13 protein-coding genes and 1 tRNA gene are annotated in these 18,161 nt (G+C 63.8%); 6 read left to right on the top strand and 8 right to left on the bottom strand.

Translation table 11 applies throughout. From position 1 onward, the window contains the following. The first annotated feature begins 244 nt into the window (after positions 1-244). Positions 245-1,786, top strand: a complete 1,542-nt coding sequence (locus CI15_RS09520; protein ID WP_062126875.1) for a methyl-accepting chemotaxis protein — start codon at positions 245-247, stop codon at positions 1,784-1,786. Positions 1,787-1,905: 119 nt separating this feature from the next. On the opposite strand, the gene CI15_RS09525 is transcribed toward CI15_RS09520, so the two are convergent. From CI15_RS09525 to CI15_RS09540, 4 genes are all read right to left on the bottom strand, one after another. Next, on the bottom strand, positions 1,906-3,300 hold the full coding sequence (locus CI15_RS09525) for a hypothetical protein (RefSeq protein ID WP_062126877.1): 1,395 nt from the start codon (positions 3,298-3,300) through the stop codon (positions 1,906-1,908). 740 nt (positions 3,301-4,040) lie between these two features. Next, positions 4,041-4,131 (bottom strand) — tRNA-Ser (locus tag CI15_RS09530). Positions 4,132-4,279: 148 nt separating this feature from the next. Then, the gene (gene serS / locus CI15_RS09535) at positions 4,280-5,575 is read right to left on the bottom strand and encodes a serine--tRNA ligase (RefSeq protein WP_062126879.1); all 1,296 of its coding nucleotides are present in this window, start codon (positions 5,573-5,575) and stop codon (positions 4,280-4,282) included. A gap of 64 nt (positions 5,576-5,639) precedes the next feature. Then, on the bottom strand, positions 5,640-6,953 hold the full coding sequence (locus tag CI15_RS09540; protein ID WP_062126881.1) for a replication-associated recombination protein A: 1,314 nt from the start codon (positions 6,951-6,953) through the stop codon (positions 5,640-5,642). Between the two features lie 212 nt (positions 6,954-7,165). Here CI15_RS09540 and cytX point away from each other — a divergent pair, with 212 nt between their 5' ends. After that, entirely contained in the window at positions 7,166-8,482 is a 1,317-nt protein-coding gene (gene cytX, locus CI15_RS09545; RefSeq protein WP_062126884.1) for a putative hydroxymethylpyrimidine transporter CytX, read from the top strand. Positions 8,483-8,592: 110 nt separating this feature from the next. Here cytX and CI15_RS09550 read toward each other — a convergent pair whose 3' ends face one another. From CI15_RS09550 to CI15_RS09560, 3 genes are all read right to left on the bottom strand, one after another. Continuing rightward, complete coding sequence (locus tag CI15_RS09550) at positions 8,593-8,781, bottom strand: hypothetical protein (protein WP_241495819.1); 189 nt, start codon at positions 8,779-8,781, stop codon at positions 8,593-8,595. A gap of 782 nt (positions 8,782-9,563) precedes the next feature. Continuing rightward, positions 9,564-10,295, bottom strand: a complete 732-nt coding sequence (lolA, locus tag CI15_RS09555; RefSeq protein WP_062126888.1) for an outer membrane lipoprotein chaperone LolA — start codon at positions 10,293-10,295, stop codon at positions 9,564-9,566. Positions 10,296-10,430: 135 nt separating this feature from the next. After that, positions 10,431-12,737, bottom strand: a complete 2,307-nt coding sequence (locus CI15_RS09560) for a DNA translocase FtsK (protein WP_062126891.1) — start codon at positions 12,735-12,737, stop codon at positions 10,431-10,433. Positions 12,738-13,128: 391 nt separating this feature from the next. On the opposite strand from CI15_RS09560, the gene trxB reads away from it, so the two are divergent. The 4 genes from trxB (at position 13,129) to CI15_RS09580 (ending at position 16,948) form a co-directional block, all read left to right on the top strand. Beyond that, positions 13,129-14,130, top strand: a complete 1,002-nt coding sequence (gene trxB, locus CI15_RS09565; RefSeq protein ID WP_062126894.1) for a thioredoxin-disulfide reductase — start codon at positions 13,129-13,131, stop codon at positions 14,128-14,130. Positions 14,131-14,365: 235 nt separating this feature from the next. After that, positions 14,366-15,133 carry a Smr/MutS family protein gene (locus CI15_RS09570; RefSeq protein ID WP_062127192.1) on the top strand — a complete coding sequence of 256 codons (768 nt, stop codon included), beginning with the start codon at positions 14,366-14,368 and terminating at the stop codon, positions 15,131-15,133. A gap of 114 nt (positions 15,134-15,247) precedes the next feature. Further along, complete coding sequence (locus CI15_RS09575; protein ID WP_062127195.1) at positions 15,248-15,907, top strand: glutathione S-transferase family protein; 660 nt, start codon at positions 15,248-15,250, stop codon at positions 15,905-15,907. A 120-nt stretch (positions 15,908-16,027) separates the two neighbouring features. After that, complete coding sequence (locus CI15_RS09580) at positions 16,028-16,948, top strand: LysR family transcriptional regulator (protein ID WP_062126898.1); 921 nt, start codon at positions 16,028-16,030, stop codon at positions 16,946-16,948. A 69-nt stretch (positions 16,949-17,017) separates the two neighbouring features. Here the strand turns inward: CI15_RS09580 and CI15_RS09585 are convergent, their stop codons facing one another. After that, on the bottom strand, positions 17,018-18,133 hold the full coding sequence (locus CI15_RS09585) for an ABC transporter ATP-binding protein (protein WP_062126901.1): 1,116 nt from the start codon (positions 18,131-18,133) through the stop codon (positions 17,018-17,020). Positions 18,134-18,161: the final 28 nt, after the last annotated feature.

Below are 18,161 nucleotides of genomic sequence, written 5' to 3' on the forward strand. Positions count from 1 at the left end.
GCAATGACACAGCCACCCGAATAGGTAGCCGATCGTCTCGCAATCGATCGAAAGGCTCGGGAAACGGCAAAACCTCGCGTTTTCCCTGGAACATCGATGAGCATTGAGTCGGAGCGCTATGTGGGCCTAAATAGTTGGCGCGCGGATGCCGTTATTAACGCTAATTCATTCCACAAATGGATGTTTGTTTCGCTAAAGAAACAAAACTGACGATTCCGGCAACCTGGACGCTCCCGACCTTCCAATGAAAAATCTCACGCTCAACGCGCGCATCGCCGCCACGATCGCGTTCCTCGCCCTGCTGCTGATTGCGACCGGCGCGATCGGCATCATCGGCATGGCCGAAAGCAACCGTGCGCAGAGCGACGCGTATGCGGTGCACTATGCGTCGGTCGTCGCGCTCGGCAAGTCGGGCACCGCGATGTCGCGGGCGCGCTTCGGGCTCGATTGGGCGATAGCCAATCCGCACTCGCCGCAGCTCGCGATGCAGCTCGATCGCGCGAACGGCCTGCTCGCGGAATCCGATCGTCGCTGGGCCGAGTTCCGCGCGCTACCGAAGGCCGCTGAACTCGCCGCGCTGACCGACGACCTCGACGCGAAGCGCAGCGCGGTACGCCACGACGGCATCGACCAATTGATCGCCGCGATTGGCGGCGGCGACACGGGCTGGATGGACGAAACCCGCGCACAGCATCTGATCGCGCTCTACACCGCGATGAACGTGAGCCAGGGCAAGCTCGAAAGCTATCTCGACGCGCAGGCGGCCGAGGCCGGCGAGCACTCCAACACGCTGTTTCACGCGATGCTCGCGACCTGCGCGGCGAGCGTCCTGCTCGCGCTCGCCGTCGCGTTCCTGAGCTGGCGCTCGCTGCGACGCGCGATCATGAAGCCGCTCGCGAGTGCGATGCATCAGTTCGACGCGATCGCGGCGGGCGACCTCAGCACGCGCGCGGCGGTGCACGCCAACGACGAAATGGGCACGTTGCTGCGCGCGCTCGCGGCGATGCAGGAGCGTTTGCTCGGCACGGTCGCGGCGGTGCGCTCGGGCTCGACGGCGATCGCGTCGGCGACGCAGCAGATCGCCGCGGGCAATCAGGACCTGTCGCAACGCACGGAGAAGCAGGCCGCGTCGCTCGGCGAGACGGCTTCCGCGATGGAGCAGCTCACCGCGACCGTGCAGCTGAACGCGAGCAACGCCGAACAGGCGAGCGAACTCGCGCGCGGGGCGTCGAACCTCGCCGCGCACGGGCGCGACGCGGTCGGCAGCATGATCGAAACGATGCGCGCGATCCACACGGGCTCCTCGCAGATGACGGGCATCATCGGCGCGATCGAGAGCATCGCGTTTCAGACCAACATCCTCGCGCTGAACGCCGCGGTCGAAGCCGCGCGCGCCGGCGACGAAGGCCGTGGCTTCGCGGTCGTCGCCGGCGAGGTGCGCAGCCTCGCGCAACGCTCGGCGGCGGCAGCGCGTGAGATCGGCGCGTTGATCGCCGATTCGACCTCACGCGTCGAGCGCGGCGCGGGACTCGTCGAAGACGCGGGCGGCACGATGCAGCAGATCGAAGCGTCGATCGCGCGCGTGACGAGCATCGTCGGTGAAATTGCGCAGGCGTCGCGCGAGCAGAGCGACGGCATTCAGCAAGTGGGTATCGCGATCACGCAGATGGACGAGGTCACGCAGCAGAATGCGGCGCTCGTCGAGGAAAGCGCGGCGGCGGCCGCGTCGCTCGCGGATCAGGCGCGAGCGTTGAGGGAGGTGATGGAAGGGTTTCGGGTGGGATAAGGCGCGCGTCCCTGGCCGCCCCTCCGCCCCTCGCCGCGATACGCAGCGGCAAGGGGCGGGGGTCGGTGTCAGGCCCGCGGACTGCTAACGGGCGGACCTGGTCGCATCAGGATCCGACGTCAATTGTCCGGATTGCCAGACGTGAAGCTTTGGAACGCGTTGTACGACGGATTGATCGGCGAACCGTTCACCATGATGCCGAACGTCTCGTCGCCGCTGTCGAGCACGTAGAACATGACGGCCTGCATGTTGTGCGTCTTGCGGTTCTGATAGAACTCGCCGAGCTTCGACGTGATGTAGCTCGCGCGATAGGACTCCGACTGCTCCGGTCCGGTGTTCCACTCGGTGATGATGAACGGCACGCCATAGCGGGCCTGGCAATAGATCGGCAGATCGAAGCCGGGCTGTGCGCCGTCGCAACCGAGGGAGAACACGTCGCCATACACCTCGTAGTTGTGCCACGTGGTGATGTCCCAGCGCACGGTCGGGTAACCGCCGCTGCCATCCGGCTGCTGGCCGTCCCACAGCGCGTCCGCCGCGCCGACGTCGTTCACGCAGAAATTGATGCCGCACTTCGCGTTCGACTGAACCGATTTCACACCGTCGATCATGCCGCGCATCACGCCGCGCATCACCGGCCAGTTCGCGTTGTTGAAGTCCGCTGCCTTCGTGCCCGCGACGTTGAAGTCGAGCACGGTGGCGTTCTGGCGTGTCAGTTCGTTGCCGCATTCGTAGATGGTCACGCCATACGGCTTCAGTGCGTTCGCAACGCTTTGAGCGACCGCGTAGCCCTGGCTGTAAGCGGCATTCTCGCCAGCAAACAGGTTGCCGTTGTTGTCGTAGACCCCCTGGTTGATCAGCACGACCAGGGTCATGCCCGCCGACTGGAAAGCCTGCGCAAGCCCGATCGCCGCGTTCAGCTGCGTCGCGTTGTTGGTGACGCCGACGCGATAGCTCGTGCAGCCCAAGCCCTTCAGGATCGAGACGATCTGTTGGGGCGAGTAGGTGTAGTCGAAGTGGCCGTTCATGCCATAGAACATGCCGGGAACCTGCGGGATCGTGGTGCGCGGATCGTTGCAATGCAGCCAGAAGTTGGGGACGTCGGCAATCACGTACCACTCGCCGCCCGTGCCGCAATGCCAGATCTTGCCGCCATGCCACAACACCATCGAGACGTTGTAGGTGATGCCGACCGTCGCGCCATTGCGGTAGACGACGCCGTTGGACAGCGTCCACACCGTGCCGGTCTTGTCGACGATGTACGGCGCAGCAGGCAGTGAGGTGCCATCGGGCGAGACATTGCTCGCGTCCTTTGCGACCGCCGCTGTATTGCCTGTGGAGTTCGAAGAAGCCGCGGTACCGGAAGCACCCGAAGCGGCCGCGGCACCCGAAGCACCGGTCGCGGCATTAGCCTTGCCGCTTGCGTCCGAGGAGCCGCCACCACCGCATGCGGTCAAAAGATAACTTGCGCTAAGGGCAGTCAGGCCGCCGAGAAATTGACGTCGTTTTAGCATGCGGAATAATTCCAAATGTCGGGAAAATTCCCGATAAAAAGACCAAAATGGATTTGCTGAGATTCGGACGGATAATGCGCAAGAGACTGCCTGCAATACATTTGCAGTCCTCAAGAAGCAACTATCCCGAAGTGCCTTGAACGCACGTTGTGATGTCCGATTGAACCGATGCTCGCGAAGGCGTTTCTCGCGGTGGTCCAGATTGACACGGGGCGGGTGCGCGTCGACTCGCGGTCATCTGCTCCGCGAACCTTTTTTACCGACTATTGCCGTAGCTGCCATTTACAGGAAAATTATTCCCGTAAATGCTGCTGACGGCGTAAATCGTATCCTGAAGTAATGACCGAGCCCAGCAAAAAATCGTATTTATTTGTAAAAAAAGGCAGATCTTGCCGAGATCCGCTGGGTCGGCGAAGATTCGCACTTTCAGAAGTTGATCAGAAGGCGGGTCGCCCGCGAACTTTACGTTTTCGACCCTATATAGCCTGCGGCGGCCATGCCTTGAATTTGACAGAGATATGAATTGGGGGCCAGTGCCGAATGGATCGATTAAGGTATTTGTATGGAAAAGAGCATAGAAAATACGACGCACGGCGAATAGCTCATACGCCGAAATTTGAATCAAGGCATGTCGCCAATTGAAATGACGCTTGAAGAAATTCGAATTGCTTTGGCAAAGAAATTGATAGCCCAAAGCAAAAACCCCTTGATCTCGGTGAGATCAAGGGGTTTTCAGAATTTGGCGGAAAGGGTGGGATTCGAACCCACGGTACGGGGATACCGTACGCCTGATTTCGAGTCAGGTACATTCGACCACTCTGCCACCTTTCCGGGTATTCCAACTCACTACTTTGTCGGATCCAAGCGGGCCGTTGCTTGGGAGAAAAAGATTATAGAACAGCTCGAATCAGTTTTCCAAGCCCCTCGGCGAAAAAACTTCTAAAAATTTTTCGAGGGACCTGGACACTGCGAGCGACGCTCACGCCGCCGGTACTTCCAGCCGCTCGACACCGCCAAGGTAAGGCCGCAGTGCAGCGGGCACCGTCACCGAGCCATCGGCGTTCTGGAAATTCTCGAGCACCGCGACGAGCGTGCGGCCCACCGCGAGCCCTGAGCCGTTCAGCGTATGCACGAGCTCCGGCTTGCCCTGCGCATTGCGGAAGCGCGCCTGCATGCGTCGCGCCTGGAACGACTCGGTATTCGAGCAGCTCGAGATCTCGCGATACGTGTTCTGCGCAGGCAGCCACACTTCGAGGTCGTAGGTCTTCGCGGCCGAGAAGCCCATGTCGCCAGTGCACAGCGTGATCACGCGATACGGCAGTTCGAGCTTCTGCAGAATGGCCTCGGCATGGCCGACCATCTGTTCGAGCGCTTCGTACGATACGTCCGGCGCGACGACCTGCACGATCTCGACCTTGTCGAACTGGTGCTGACGGATCATGCCGCGCGTATCGCGGCCGTACGAGCCCGCTTCCGAGCGGAAGCACGGCGAGTGCGCGGTCAGCTTGATCGGCAGTGCGTCCGCTTCGACGATGCTCTCGCGCACCGTGTTCGTCAGCGGAATTTCCGAGGTCGAGATCAGGTACTGCGTGACCGTGTTTTCGCCGCCGCCCTTCTCGACGCGGAACATGTCGTCCGCGAACTTCGGCAACTGGCCGGTGCCGTACAGGATGTCCGGATTCACGATGTACGGCGTATAGATCTCGGTATAGCCGTGCTGCTGCGTGTGCGTGTCGATCATGAACTGCGCGAGCGCGCGATGCAGCCGCGCAATCTGCCCGCGCAGCATCGTGAAGCGCGCGCCCGACAGCTTCGCGCCGGTCTCGAAGTCGAGGCCGAGCGGCGTGCCGACGTCGACGTGGTCCTTCACCTCGAAGTCGAACTGACGCGGCGTGCCCCAGCGGCGCACTTCGACGTTGGCGGCCTCATCGTTGCCGAGCGGCACGCTTTCGTGCGCGAGGTTCGGCACACCGAGCAGCAGATCCGACAGACGCTTCTGGATGTCCTCGAGCTTGACCGCCGACGCCTTCATTTCGTCGCCGATGCCGCCGACTTCGGCCATCACCGCCGACGTGTCTTCGCCGCGCCCTTTCATCGCGCCGATCTGCTTCGACAGGCTGTTGCGGCGCGCCTGCATTTCTTCGGTACGGGTCTGGGTATCGCGGCGTTCCGCTTCGAGCGCGGTGAAGGTCGCGACGTCGAGGGTATAGCCGCGGTCGGCGAGGCGTTTCGCGACGCCGTCGAGGTCTTTGCGCAGCAACTGGATGTCGAGCATGGGATGGGACGGATGTTCGTTGTATGAAAGCGGGATTTTAGCGCACCGGCAAAGGCGCAACGCCTCAGGCCTTCTTCGGCTTGTTCTCGGCGCGCCATCGCGCATCGAGCTCGGAAAGGCGCGCGAGCTTTTCGCCGATCTTGCCTTCGAGGCCGCGCGGCGTCGGCTCGTACCAATGCGGCTCGCGCATGCCGTCCGGCAGATAGGTCTCGCCGGCCGCATACGCGTCGGGCTCGTCGTGCGCGTAGCGGTAGTCGTGGCCGTAGCCGAGTTCCTTCATCAGCTTCGTCGGCGCGTTGCGCAGATGCACCGGCACGGCACGCGACTGGTCCTTGCCGACGAAGCGCCGCGCCTCGTTGTACGCGTTGTACCCGGCATTCGATTTCGGTGCGACCGCCAGATAGATGATCGCCTGCGCGAGTGCGAGCTCGCCTTCGGGGGAGCCGAGACGCTCGTAGGTTTCCGCGGCGTCGAGCGTGATGCGCGCGGCGCGCGGGTCCGCGAGGCCGATGTCTTCCCACGCCATGCGCACGATGCGCCGCGCGAGATAGCGCGGGTCCGCGCCGCCGTCGAGCATGCGGCAGAACCAGTACAGCGCGCCGTCCGGGTTGCTGCCGCGCACCGATTTATGCAACGCGCTGATCTGGTCGTAGAATGCGTCGCCGCCCTTGTCGAAGCGGCGCAGATTTTCCGCGAGCGCACTGCCGAGCAAGGTGCCGTCGATCTCGGTGGTTTTCTGCCGCGCGGCCGCGCGCCCGACGATCTCGAGGTTGTTCAGCAGCTTGCGGCCGTCGCCGTCGGCCGAACCGATCAGCGCGGCGCGCGCTTCGTCGGTGAACGTGAGGCCGCCGAGCTCCTTCTGCGCGCGTTCGAGCAGCTCGCGCTGTTCGTCGTCGGTCAGGCTCTTCAGCACGTAGACCGCGGCGCGCGACAGCAATGCGCTATTGACCTCGAACGACGGATTCTCGGTCGTCGCACCAACGAACACGAACAGGCCCGACTCGACGTGCGGCAAGAACGCGTCCTGCTGGCTTTTGTTGAAGCGATGCACCTCGTCGACGAACACCAGCGTCTGGTGACCGTTCGCGCGATGGATCTGCGCGGTCTCGACGGCCTCGCGAATATCCTTCACGCCCGAGAGCACCGCCGACAGCGCGATGAACTGCGCGTCGAACGCATCGGCCATCAACCGCGCGAGCGTGGTCTTGCCGACGCCGGGCGGGCCCCACAGGATCATCGAATGGGCTTCGCCCGATTCGAACGCGACCCTGAGCGGCTTGTTCGGACCGAGCAGATGCGCCTGGCCGATCACTTCGTCGATATGGCGTGGCCGCAGGCGTTCGGCGAGCGGAACATTGGCACGGGTTTCTTCAAACATGACGTTTTGGGGATAATCTCGGCTTTCCGGGGTACGCGCCGCTTCGGGGCGGCGCCTCGCGGAACAAGCGCAAAGCCCGCGCCCGGCCGGAACCACAGGCACGAACGCGGGCAACGTCCTGCATTATGACAGTGACGGCGGGCGAGCGATGGCCGATCCGGCCCGCCGGCAACGTAAAGATTCACAGCACCACCAACAGGAACAAACATCAGATGGCTCAAGACCCTGTCGCCGGCGAAGCCGGCTCCACCTACGCACCGCTCACGCCGGTGCCCGACGCGCGCCGCGCGTTCCGTACCGGCGACGCGTTCGCGCTGTGGTTCTCCCTCGGCATCGGGCTGCTCGTCGCACAGGCGGGCGCACTGCTCGTGCCGGGGCTCTCGCTGCCGCACGCGCTCGTCGCGATCGTGCTCGGCAGCGTGATCGGCGTCGTGCTGCTCGCGCTCGCGGGCGTGATCGGCACCGACACCGGGCTCGCGGCGATGTCGTCGCTGCGCCCCACACTCGGCGTGCGCGGCGCGTCCGTGCCGGCCGTGCTGAACATGGTGCAACTGGTCGGCTGGGGCTCGTTCGAAGTGATCGTGATGCGCGATTCCGCCGATGCACTCGCGAAACAGGCATTCGCCCTGTCGATGCCGCTCGTCTGGACCGTGATCTTCGGCCTGCTCGCGACGCTGCTCGCGATCAGCGGCCCGCTGTCGTTCGTGCGGCGCTTTCTGCGCAAATGGGGGATCTGGCTGCTGCTCGCGGGTGCCGTGTGGCTCACCTGGAACCTGCTCGCGCGCCACCACCTCGCGGACCTGATGCAGCGTCCCGGCACCGGCGACATGTCGTTCGGCGGCGCGGTCGACCTCGTGGTCGCGATGCCGCTGTCGTGGCTGCCGTTGATCGCGGACTACACGCGCTTCGGCCGCCGCGCGGGCGAAACGTTTCGCGGCACGCTGTACGGTTACGGTATCGCGAACATCTGGTTCTATGCCCTCGGCGCGGTCTATGGCCTCGCGGCCGGCGGCGGCGATGCACTGCTGACCGGTGCGCTCGCGCAGGCAGGCGGCGGCTTTGCGCTGCTGCTGATCCTGATCGACGAGATCGACAACGCATTCGCCGATATCCACTCGGCCGCGGTGTCGACCGGCACGTTCTGGACGCGTGCGAGCGTGCCGCTGCTGTCGGCGGCGTTCGGCGCGCTGTGCACGCTGATCGCGCTGGTCGTGCCGATGGCGAAGTATCAGAACTTCCTGCTGCTGATCGGCTCGGTGTTCGCACCGCTGTTCGGCGTCGTGCTGATGGATCACTTCATCGTGCGCAAGCGCCGCATCGAAGCCGCCGTGCTCGCCGATGTACGCGGCCGCTACGGCTTCTCGGGTGGCTGGCACCTGAGCGCGTTCGTCGCGTGGGCGATCGGCATCGCCTCGTACCAGGTGATCAATCAATGGCTGCCGAATCTCGGCGCGACGCTGCCGTCGCTCGCGATCGGCGCCGTGTGCTACTACCTGTTCGTGTCGGCGCGCAAAACCGCGTATGCGTGAGCGCGTCAGCCTGGACAAGTCGCGTTAAGCGCCACTGCCAGAAATGAAAAAAGACCTGCGTTGCCAATGCAGGTCTTTTTTTATGTGAATGACGCCATTCGCCTCTCGGCCTATTTCTTGGCCGCTTTGCGCCGACGCGATTCGACCTTGCGGCACAGATCCGTAAGCAACCAACGGGCGACGGTCTCCGGCCGATTCGGCGCATACGACGCGAAATTGCTCTCGTTCGCGAAATGCACGACGACGGTCCCCGTCATCACGCGATAAGTTCCGGCATAGTTCACGCCGTCCAGTTCCACGCTCAGCGCGTGCGTGGTTTCATATTCCGCGAAAGTCAAAGTGAAGGCGATATCTCAAAAACGAGACATTATCGCTACGATTTTCCGGAAGTCAAAGAAATATGCAAACCGTTGCATATTGAATGATTACCGATCGGTAATCATTGCATTCTTCGCTCAGAAACCCCAATAACGGGGCGTTATTTTCGTCAAGAAATTCAACTTTGTTATTGCCGTTCAAGCGAGGCCGCCGGCACATCGGCAAACCGTTCGAGCGCGCGATGGCCTTCCCGATGGGCTTCCGCCTCATCGAAAAAGGTCTTTTCGCTATATGCAATGACTTTGAATCCACTGCCAGCCGACCGTGGAACCGTAATCCCCCAATGCCAACCGCCCTCCTGCTCGAACACGTGGAGGGACGGCGACAAGCGCAAATCGTGTGACGAAGACAATCTCATGACATGCCTCACCTTTCCAGACATTCGAAGCAACAACCCGCTTCGAACAGTTTAGGCGTTATTTTGCTGCGCCGCAGCAAGAAATTGTTAGAGAGTGCGCACCAAAATCCTGGAGATAGTCAGACGCGCTGACTGAAGCCCGCGAGCGATCCTGAATTTTTGCCAGTCTCGCACTAAATCATTGCAGTTGCCGGTACGACGATTTCGCGTTCGCATTCGCCGCTACGCGCATTCCTCAGCCGTTCGCACACCGCACACCGCGTGAAATAAAAAAACCGCGCTTCAAAAGCGCGGCTTTTGCGGGCTTTGGCGATGGCGCCGCGCAGCGGCACCCACCCCCAAGGCTTATCCGTTGATCACATCGGCGCCTTTCGGCACCGTGAACTTGAACGCATCGGGCGGCAATGGTGGATTTTTCTGGATGTTCGAGAACGTCAGCAGCGTGACGTTGCCGAACACGTCGTGCAATTCCATCGCTTCGAGATTGCCGTCCTTGAAGCCGATGCCCACGCGTTCGAACTGCGTGTCCTTCGCCTTCGGCGTCAGTTCGAGCCAGTCGATGCCGGCCTTCACACCCGCGTCACGCAGCGTGAAGTTCTTGTCCAGATCGTTGCTGCCGAACAGGATCGCCGCCGGGCTCGCGCCGAGCGCATTGCCGAGCGTACGCACCGTGACCTGGTTCAGATCCTTGTCGTACACGTAGAGCTTGTCGCCGTCCGCCTGCAGCAATTGCGCGTAGGGCTTCTCGTATTGCCAGATGAACTTGCCGGGCCGCGCGAACATGAACGTGCCGCTCGACGTGGTGGACTTGCTGGGGTTCGGTGTGGAGAGCGCATCGCTCGCGCCCTGCGCCTTGCTCGGCGCGCGCACTTCCTGCTGCACGAAGGTGCCGCGCGCCGAATGAACCTGCGCGACGAACGCCTTCAATTGCTCGGTGCCGCTCGCGAATGCGTGCGACGCGACGAGCAGCGACGCACCGATCGCGACGCTGACAGCGGTGCGCGCGATCTTGCGCGCGAACTCGCCGACGCGGCCCACATGACGCTCTCGGGCGTCCTGCTGCGCGATTGCTTGCATAGGTTTTTCTCCCTTGATTGAATTCGGTGATGGGCTGCGCCGGGTCGGTGCACTCGCTGAACCCAGAGTGCTAACCCGGCGTCGAGCCGCAATGGTGCACACGACGGTGCACGCGAGGGCCGCCAATGGCGACGGCTATTCCGTTTCTCGCGCCGGCGCCAGAATCTCGCGATTGCCGTTCGACGACATCGCCGACACCACGCCCGAATTCTCCATCTGTTCGAGCAGACGCGCGGCCCGGTTGTAGCCGATGCGCAGGTGCCGCTGCACGAGCGAGATCGATGCGCGACGATTCTTCAGCACGACGTCGACCGCCTGATCGTATAACGGGTCCGACTCGCCTTCGGTGGACGCGGCGCCCGCCGAACCTTCATCGCCTTCGCCGCTCACGCCGCCTTCGAGAATGCCCTCGATATAGTTCGGCTCGCCCTGCTCCTTGAGCTTGTCGACGACACGATGCACCTCTTCGTCCGACACGAACGCGCCGTGCACGCGCACCGGCAAGCCGCTGCCCGGCGGCAGATACAGCATGTCGCCCATGCCCAGCAGCGACTCGGCGCCCTGCTGGTCGAGAATCGTGCGCGAGTCGATCTTCGAGGACACCTGGAACGCCATGCGGGTCGGCACGTTGGCCTTGATCAGACCGGTGATCACGTCGACCGACGGACGCTGCGTCGCAAGAATCAGGTGGATGCCAGCCGCGCGCGCCTTCTGCGCGATCCGCGCGATCAGCTCTTCGACCTTCTTGCCGACGACCATCATCAGGTCGGCCAGTTCGTCGATGACGATCACGATGTTCGGCAAACGCGTGAGCGGTTCCGGATCGTCCGGTGTCAGGCTGAACGGATTCGGCAGCTTCTCTTCGCGCTTGGCCGCTTCGTCGATCTTGTTGTTGTAGCCGGCGAGGTTGCGCACACCGACCTTGCTCATCAGCTTGTAGCGGCGCTCCATTTCGGCGACCGCCCAGTTCAGCGCGTGGCCCGCCTGACGCATGTCGGTGACGACCGGACACAGCAGATGCGGAATGCCTTCGTAGACGCTCATTTCGAGCATCTTCGGATCGATCAGGATCATGCGCACCTGGTCGGCGCTCGCCTTGTACAGCAGCGACAGGATCATCGCGTTGATACCGACCGACTTGCCCGAACCGGTCGTGCCCGCGACGAGCAGGTGCGGCATCTTCGCGAGGTCCGCGCACACCGGCTTGCCGCCGATGTCCTTGCCAAGACCCATCGTGAGTGGCGAGGCGGCGTCCGCATAGACGGTCGAGCCGAGAATTTCGGACAGGCTCACGGTCTGGCGGCGCTGATTCGGCAGCTCCAACGCCATGCAGTTCTTGCCCGGAATCGTTTCGACCACGCGGATCGACACGAGCGACAGCGAGCGCGCGAGATCCTTCGCGAGATTGACGATCTGGCTGCCTTTCACGCCGGTGGCCGGCTCGATTTCGTAACGCGTGACGACGGGGCCCGGATACGCGGCGACCACGCTCACTTCGACACCGAAGTCCTTCAACTTCTTCTCGATCAGACGCGACGTGAATTCGAGCGTGTCCGCGGAGATGGTTTCCTGCGCGGCGGGCGCGGGGTCGAGCAGCGAGATGGCCGGCAGCGTCGAGTCGCCCGGCAGATCGGTAAAGAGCGGCACCTGCCGTTCCTTTTCGACGCGCTCCGACTTCGCCGGCGTGACGAGCGGCGGCACGATCATCACGGGCTCGTGCTCCTCGATGCGCACGCGGCCCTTCTCGACCTTGCCTTCGCGCTTCACAGCGGCCGCTTCGCCGAGCTTGCGATCACGCCCTGCTTCACGACGCAGCTTCGCGAACGTCACCGCGGAAATGATCGACTCGCCGACCTTTTCCGAGACCGACAGCCACGAAAAGCGGAAGTACAGCGACAAGCCGATTGCCAGCCCGAGCAGCAGCGCGAGCGTGCCGCCGGTGAAGCCAAGCGCATGCGACACGCCACGGGCGACCGCCTCGCCGATCACGCCGCCGGGCGCGCGCGGCAACTGCACTTTCAACGACCACATGCGCAGCGCCTCGAGGCCGTTACACGACAGCAGCACGAGCATGAACGCGAACGCGTCCGCGAGCCAGCTCACGCCGCGCGGCGCTTCGTCGTCCGGCTCTTCGTTGCGGGTGATGCGCTTGTAGTTCGCGGAGATGTGGCGACCGAGCAGCACGATCCACCAGTAGGCGGACAGACCGAACAGCAGCAGCAGGATGTCCGAGGTCCATGCGCCGACGCGGCCCGCCCAGTTCGAGATATGGTCGACCTGGGCGGCGTGGGTCCAGCTCGGGTCGTGCCTGCTGTAGCTGACGAGCGACATCAGCAGGAATACGCCGAGCGCCACCTGCAGAATCCAGCGGATTTCGGTGAAGAGGCGCGACATGCGGTGCGGCAATGCCTGCGCGCTCGCGGAGTAAGGAGCTTTTGCCATTGATCCTGTTTGCCTGGGGTAGCCGATTCAGGCTGAAACTGCCGCCGGGAACACGGCCCGGGCCTCGCCGCGCGTGGCTTCGGGCTCGATCCCGGCTACCGGAAACTTCGATCCGGGCTATTGTAAACGCTGCGCCCCGCGCGAGGCTGTAAATGACGGTAACTTGGCTGTTTGGCCACAGATCCGTTCGCGAGGCGAGCGAATTTCGTCGAATTGCGCCACACGCTTGGGCTGCGCGCCCTCGCCGCGACGCTATCGCGGCGATCGGAAAGCTTCATGGCGCAGCCGCGCGCCCCGCCCTTTATAATGCCGGACTGATACCCATCTATAGTTTCAGCTCAAAACGCACGGCTGCGCAGCGACGAGCCGCGCGCCGCACAAGGATTCGATCATGCCCGCAACTGCAACGAAACACGCCAAGGTTCTGATTCTCGGTTCCGGTCCCGCCGGCTACACGGCGGCGGTTTACGCAGCGCGCGCCAACCTCGCGCCGGTGCTCGTCACTGGTCTCGCGCAAGGCGGCCAGCTGATGACCACGACCGACGTCGAAAACTGGCCCGCCGACGCGAACGGCGTGCAAGGCCCGGAACTGATGGCGCGCTTTCTGGAGCACGCCGAGCGCTTCAACACCGAAATCATCTTCGACCACATCCACACGGCGAAGCTCGACGAGAAGCCGATTCGCCTGATCGGCGATTCGGGCGAATACACCTGCGACTCGCTGATCATCTCGACCGGCGCGTCGGCGCAGTATCTCGGACTGCCGTCGGAAGAGGCGTTCATGGGCAAGGGCGTGTCGGCCTGCGCGACCTGCGACGGCTTTTTCTATCGTCAGCAGCACGTCGCCGTGATCGGTGGCGGCAATACCGCCGTTGAAGAAGCGCTGTACCTGGCCGGCATCGCGAAGAAAGTGACCGTGATCCATCGCCGCGACAAGTTCCGCGCCGAGCCGATCCTGATCGACCGTCTGCTCGCGAAGGAGAAGGAAGGCGTCGTCGAGATCAAGTGGAACCACGTGCTTGACGAAGTGACCGGCGACACCTCCGGCGTGACCGGCCTGCGCATCAAGCACACGCAGACCGGCGAGACCACCGACCTCGCGCTGCAAGGCGTGTTCGTCGCGATCGGCCACAAGCCGAACACGGACATCTTCGAAGGCCAGCTCGAGATGAAGAACGGCTACATCATCACGAAGGGCGGCCTGAACGGTTTCGCGACCGCGACGAGCGTGCCGGGCGTGTTCGCCGCCGGCGACGTGCAGGATCACATCTATCGCCAGGCGATCACGAGCGCCGGCACGGGCTGTATGGCAGCGCTCGACGCGCAGCGTTATCTCGAGACCATCAACGAGATGGCCGGCGAGCACGCGATGAGCGCGGAAGCGGACCGGTGATCCGCTGATCCGCTGCGCGTCGTCTTATGGCGACGCAAAGCCGCGACAGCGGGCGCAACAGTAAAATGACGGTGGCGCGCAGCGCGGCCGTCATGGGTTCACGAAGGCCGCGGCTGAAATGCCGGCGGCCTTCGTCGTTTTTGCCGCCTTGATCGTGTGGGTGCGCGTTGCCCCCGCGGCGCATCCGCCACCCCACCCCGCCCGACCGATCGACCTTTCCGTCCGTATTGCCGATATGCCGAAGAATCAACCCCATCCGAACGAACCGAAACGCCCGCAAGCCGCCACGCGTGCCGCGCCCGCGCCGGCCGTGCCCGCCGTCGCGCCGAAGCTCGATCGCGCGTCCGGGCTGGCCGGACTCGGCGCATTGCGTGAAGCATTGAAGGGCGATGCTGAGCGGCGCGAGCGCGAACAGGCGGTGGCAAGAGCGGCACAGCGCGAAGCGGCCGCCGACGCCGATCTGTTCCGCCGCGAGATCGGCGAGGTCGCGCCACTTGCAAAACCGCCGCGCGCGACGCATCAGCGCAATCCCCCGCCGCCGCTGCCGGTGCAGACGCTGCTCGACGAGGAAGCGGTGCTGCACGAAGCGATCTCCGACGAGTTCGATCCCGAGGTGCTGCTCGAAACCGACGAAACGTTGTCGTATTGCCGCCCCGGCGTGAGCCGCGACGTCGTGCGCAAGCTGCGGCGCGGCGACTGGATCGTGCAGGCGCAGATCGACCTGCACGGCATGCGGCGCGAGGAAGCACGCGAGGCGCTCGCGGAATTCATCCGCGACTCGGTCAAGCGCGGGCTGCGCTGCCTACGGGTGATTCACGGCAAGGGTCTGGGATCGATCGGCAAGGAGCCGGTGCTGAAGGGCAAGGTGCGCGCCTGGCTCGTGCAGAAATCCGAGATCATCGCGTTCTGTCAGGCGCGCCCGCATGATGGCGGCGCCGGCGCCGTGGTCGTGCTGTTGCAGCCGGGGTCGGCGCCCGCGCACGGGGTCAACGTGAAGGTCTGAGGTCGATTTTCGCGGCTGTCGTTCGTCGTCGGGTAAACGGCCAGCCTGGCCGTCGCGCGGTGGCCGTCGTTGCCACGGCGTGTCCGTGCTGTGCAACCGTCAAAGGTGATCGCGATGCCCCTGAAGCTCTATGCCCACCCGTTCTCGTCGTACTGCCAGAAGGCGCTGACCGCGCTGTACGAAAACGGCACGCCGTTCGAGATGCGCCTGCTCGCGTACGACGACCCGCAGGTGATGGCCGAATTCGCCGCGCTGTGGCCGATCAAGCGATTCCCCGTGCTCGTCGACGGCGGGCGCACGGTGCCCGAGGCGAGCATCATCATCGAATATCTGGGCCTGCACTATCCGGGACCGGTCGCGCTGTTGCCGGACGATCCGCGCGCCGCGCTCGAGGTGCGCGCGATGGACCGCTTCTTCGACAACTACATTTCGACGCCGCAGCAAAAGATCGTCTTCGACAGCCTGCGCGCCGAAGCCGAGCGTGACACGCGCGGCGTCGCCGATGCGCGCACGATGCTCGACACCTCGTACGCATGGCTCGACCGGCACATGGCCGAGCGCGAATGGGCCGCCGGCGAGAGCTTCAGCCTCGCCGACTGCGGCGCCGCCCCGTTCCTGTTCTATGCCGACTGGACCCACCCAATCGACCCCGCGTTCACGCACGTGCGCGCGTACCGGCAGCGGCTGCTCGCGCGGCCGTCGTTCGCACGCGCGGTCGACGAGGCACGGCCGTATCGGCCGTGGTTTCCGCTCGGTGCGCCGGATCGGGATTGAGCCTCGAGCGGCGGTGGCGGGCACTCACCGGCAGACAACCGGTTTTGCTGGCTGTAGACTTCCTGTCGAATCGCAAGCCCGCCCCGGCCTTCTGCCGGCTCACCACCCATAAGGCAAACCATGGACCGTTTCGAAGCGATGGAGATCTTCACACGCGTGGTGGAAGCGAACAGCTTCACCAAGGTTTCGGAGTCGCTCGATCTGCCGCGCGCGAAGGTCAGCCGCACGATCCAGGCGCTCGAGGAACACGTCGGCGTGCGGCTCCTGAACCGCTCGACGCGCCAGGTCAGCGTGACCGAAGACGGCGCAGCGTTCTACGAGCGCTGCGTGCGCATTCTCGCCGACGTCGCCGACGCCGAATCGTCGCTGTCGAATCAGCGCGAGAGCCCGGCCGGCACGATACGCGTCGACACGTCCGGCACGCTCGCGCGCGCGCTGCTGCTGCCCGCGCTCGAAGATTTCTATGAACAGTACCCGCAAATCGACGTGCGACTCGGCCTCGCGGATCGCAACATCGATCTGATTCAGGACGCCGTCGATTGCGTGATCCGCATGGGTACGCCGGAGGAATCCAGTCTCGTCGCGAGGCGCATCGGTCTCGCGCGCATCGTCACGTGCGCGTCGCCGGCGTACCTCGCGAAATACGGCACGCCTGCCACGCTCGAGGACCTCGCCAATCATCGCGCGGTCAACTACGTGTCCGCACGCACCGGCAGGACCTTCCCGTTCGAATACGAAGTGGGCGGCGAAATCGAGCGCGTGCCGATGACAAGCACGCTCGCGGTCAACGACGGTTCCGTGTATATCGGTGCGGCGGTGCTCGGACACGGCATCATCCAGCCGTCGCGTTTCATGGTTGCGAAGCTGATCGAGCAAGGCGCGCTCACGGAGATTCTCGGCAACTACACGAGCCCCGGCACGCCGCTGTCGATCCTCTATGCGCATCGCCGCAATCTGAGTTCGCGCTTGCGCGCGTTCATCGACTGGGTCAGCGAACTCGCGCGAAACAATCCGGATTTGCGTTTGCCCGACACGGCGTAACGCTGCAAAAAACAAAAACCCCATGCGCCTTCAACGCACGGGGTCTTTCTGAAGCGACGGCTTTAACGCTCAGGCGATCCGCTCTTCATTCGCCGGATCGAACAGCACCGCCTTCGACGTATCGAACAACAGCGTCGTATTTTTCTCCGGCTGCGGATTCGACGCCGGGTGCACGCGGCTCACGATACGCTTGCCGTTGACCTGCGCGAACACCAGCGTGTCCGGACCGGTCGGCTCGATCACGTCGACCTTCACTTCGACCGGCTGCAGCTTCGAGTCGTCGCCGTGCGCGCCGCGCGCGTCGGTGATGCGCTCCGGACGCAAGCCGAGAATCACGTTGTTGCCAACGTGCGAGCGCACCTTGCCCGAATCGAACGGCAGCACCAGCACCTTGCGCGCGACGCCGGTATCGAGTTCGATGCCGACACCCGAGCCCTGCTCGACCAGCTTGCCTTCGATGAAGTTCATCGGCGGCGCGCCGATGAAGCCCGCCACGAACAGGTTCGACGGCGAGTCGTAGATGTCCTGCGGCGCGCCGAACTGCTGCACGATGCCGTCCTTCATCACCGCGATGCGGTCGCCGAGCGTCATCGCTTCGATCTGGTCGTGCGTCACGTAGACGATCGTCGTGCCGAGGCGCTGATGCAGCAGCTTGATTTCCGAACGCATCTCGATACGCAGCTTCGCGTCGAGGTTCGACAGCGGCTCGTCGAACAGGAACATCACCGGATCGCGCGCGAGCGCGCGGCCCATCGCGACGCGCTGACGCTGGCCGCCCGACAGCTGGCCCGGCTTGCGGTCGAGCAGATGGGTGATCTGCAGCGTGTTCGACACACGATCGACGATCTGCGTCTGCTCCTGCTTCGGCACCTTGCGGATGTTCAGGCCGAACGAGATGTTCTCGCGCACCGTCATCGACGGATACAGCGCGTACGACTGGAACACCATCGCGATGTCGCGATCTTTCGGCGACAGGTTGTTCACCGTCTTGCCGTCGATCTGGATCTCGCCCTTGGTCACGGTTTCGAGACCGGCAATCATGTTGAGCAGCGTCGACTTACCGCAGCCCGAGCCGCCGACCAGAATCAGGAACTGGCCGTCTTCGATGTCGATGTTGACACCCTTCAGAACCGGCACCCCGTTCGGGTAGGTCTTGTACACGTCACGGATGGAAAGGCTTGCCATGCTGTGAATCCTCTAGTCTCTGGTACTG

This window comes from Paraburkholderia monticola, from assembly GCF_001580545.1.
Taxonomy (GTDB): domain Bacteria; phylum Pseudomonadota; class Gammaproteobacteria; order Burkholderiales; family Burkholderiaceae; genus Paraburkholderia; species Paraburkholderia monticola.

Bases quoted from the DNA above. Each gene is read 5' to 3' on its own strand.
- CI15_RS09520 (WP_062126875.1), top strand. From the start codon at position 245: ATGAAAAATCTCACGCTCAACGCGCGCATCGCCGCCACGATCGCGTTC.
- CI15_RS09525 (WP_062126877.1), bottom strand. From the start codon at position 3,300: ATGCTAAAACGACGTCAATTTCTCGGCGGCCTGACTGCCCTTAGCGCA.
- serS (WP_062126879.1), bottom strand. From the start codon at position 5,575: ATGCTCGACATCCAGTTGCTGCGCAAAGACCTCGACGGCGTCGCGAAA.
- CI15_RS09540 (WP_062126881.1), bottom strand. From the start codon at position 6,953: ATGTTTGAAGAAACCCGTGCCAATGTTCCGCTCGCCGAACGCCTGCGG.
- cytX (WP_062126884.1), top strand. From the start codon at position 7,166: ATGGCTCAAGACCCTGTCGCCGGCGAAGCCGGCTCCACCTACGCACCG.
- lolA (WP_062126888.1), bottom strand. From the start codon at position 10,295: ATGCAAGCAATCGCGCAGCAGGACGCCCGAGAGCGTCATGTGGGCCGC.
- CI15_RS09560 (WP_062126891.1), bottom strand. From the start codon at position 12,737: ATGGCAAAAGCTCCTTACTCCGCGAGCGCGCAGGCATTGCCGCACCGC.
- trxB (WP_062126894.1), top strand. From the start codon at position 13,129: ATGCCCGCAACTGCAACGAAACACGCCAAGGTTCTGATTCTCGGTTCC.
- CI15_RS09570 (WP_062127192.1), top strand. From the start codon at position 14,366: ATGCCGAAGAATCAACCCCATCCGAACGAACCGAAACGCCCGCAAGCC.
- CI15_RS09575 (WP_062127195.1), top strand. From the start codon at position 15,248: ATGCCCCTGAAGCTCTATGCCCACCCGTTCTCGTCGTACTGCCAGAAG.
- CI15_RS09580 (WP_062126898.1), top strand. From the start codon at position 16,028: ATGGACCGTTTCGAAGCGATGGAGATCTTCACACGCGTGGTGGAAGCG.
- CI15_RS09585 (WP_062126901.1), bottom strand. From the start codon at position 18,133: ATGGCAAGCCTTTCCATCCGTGACGTGTACAAGACCTACCCGAACGGG.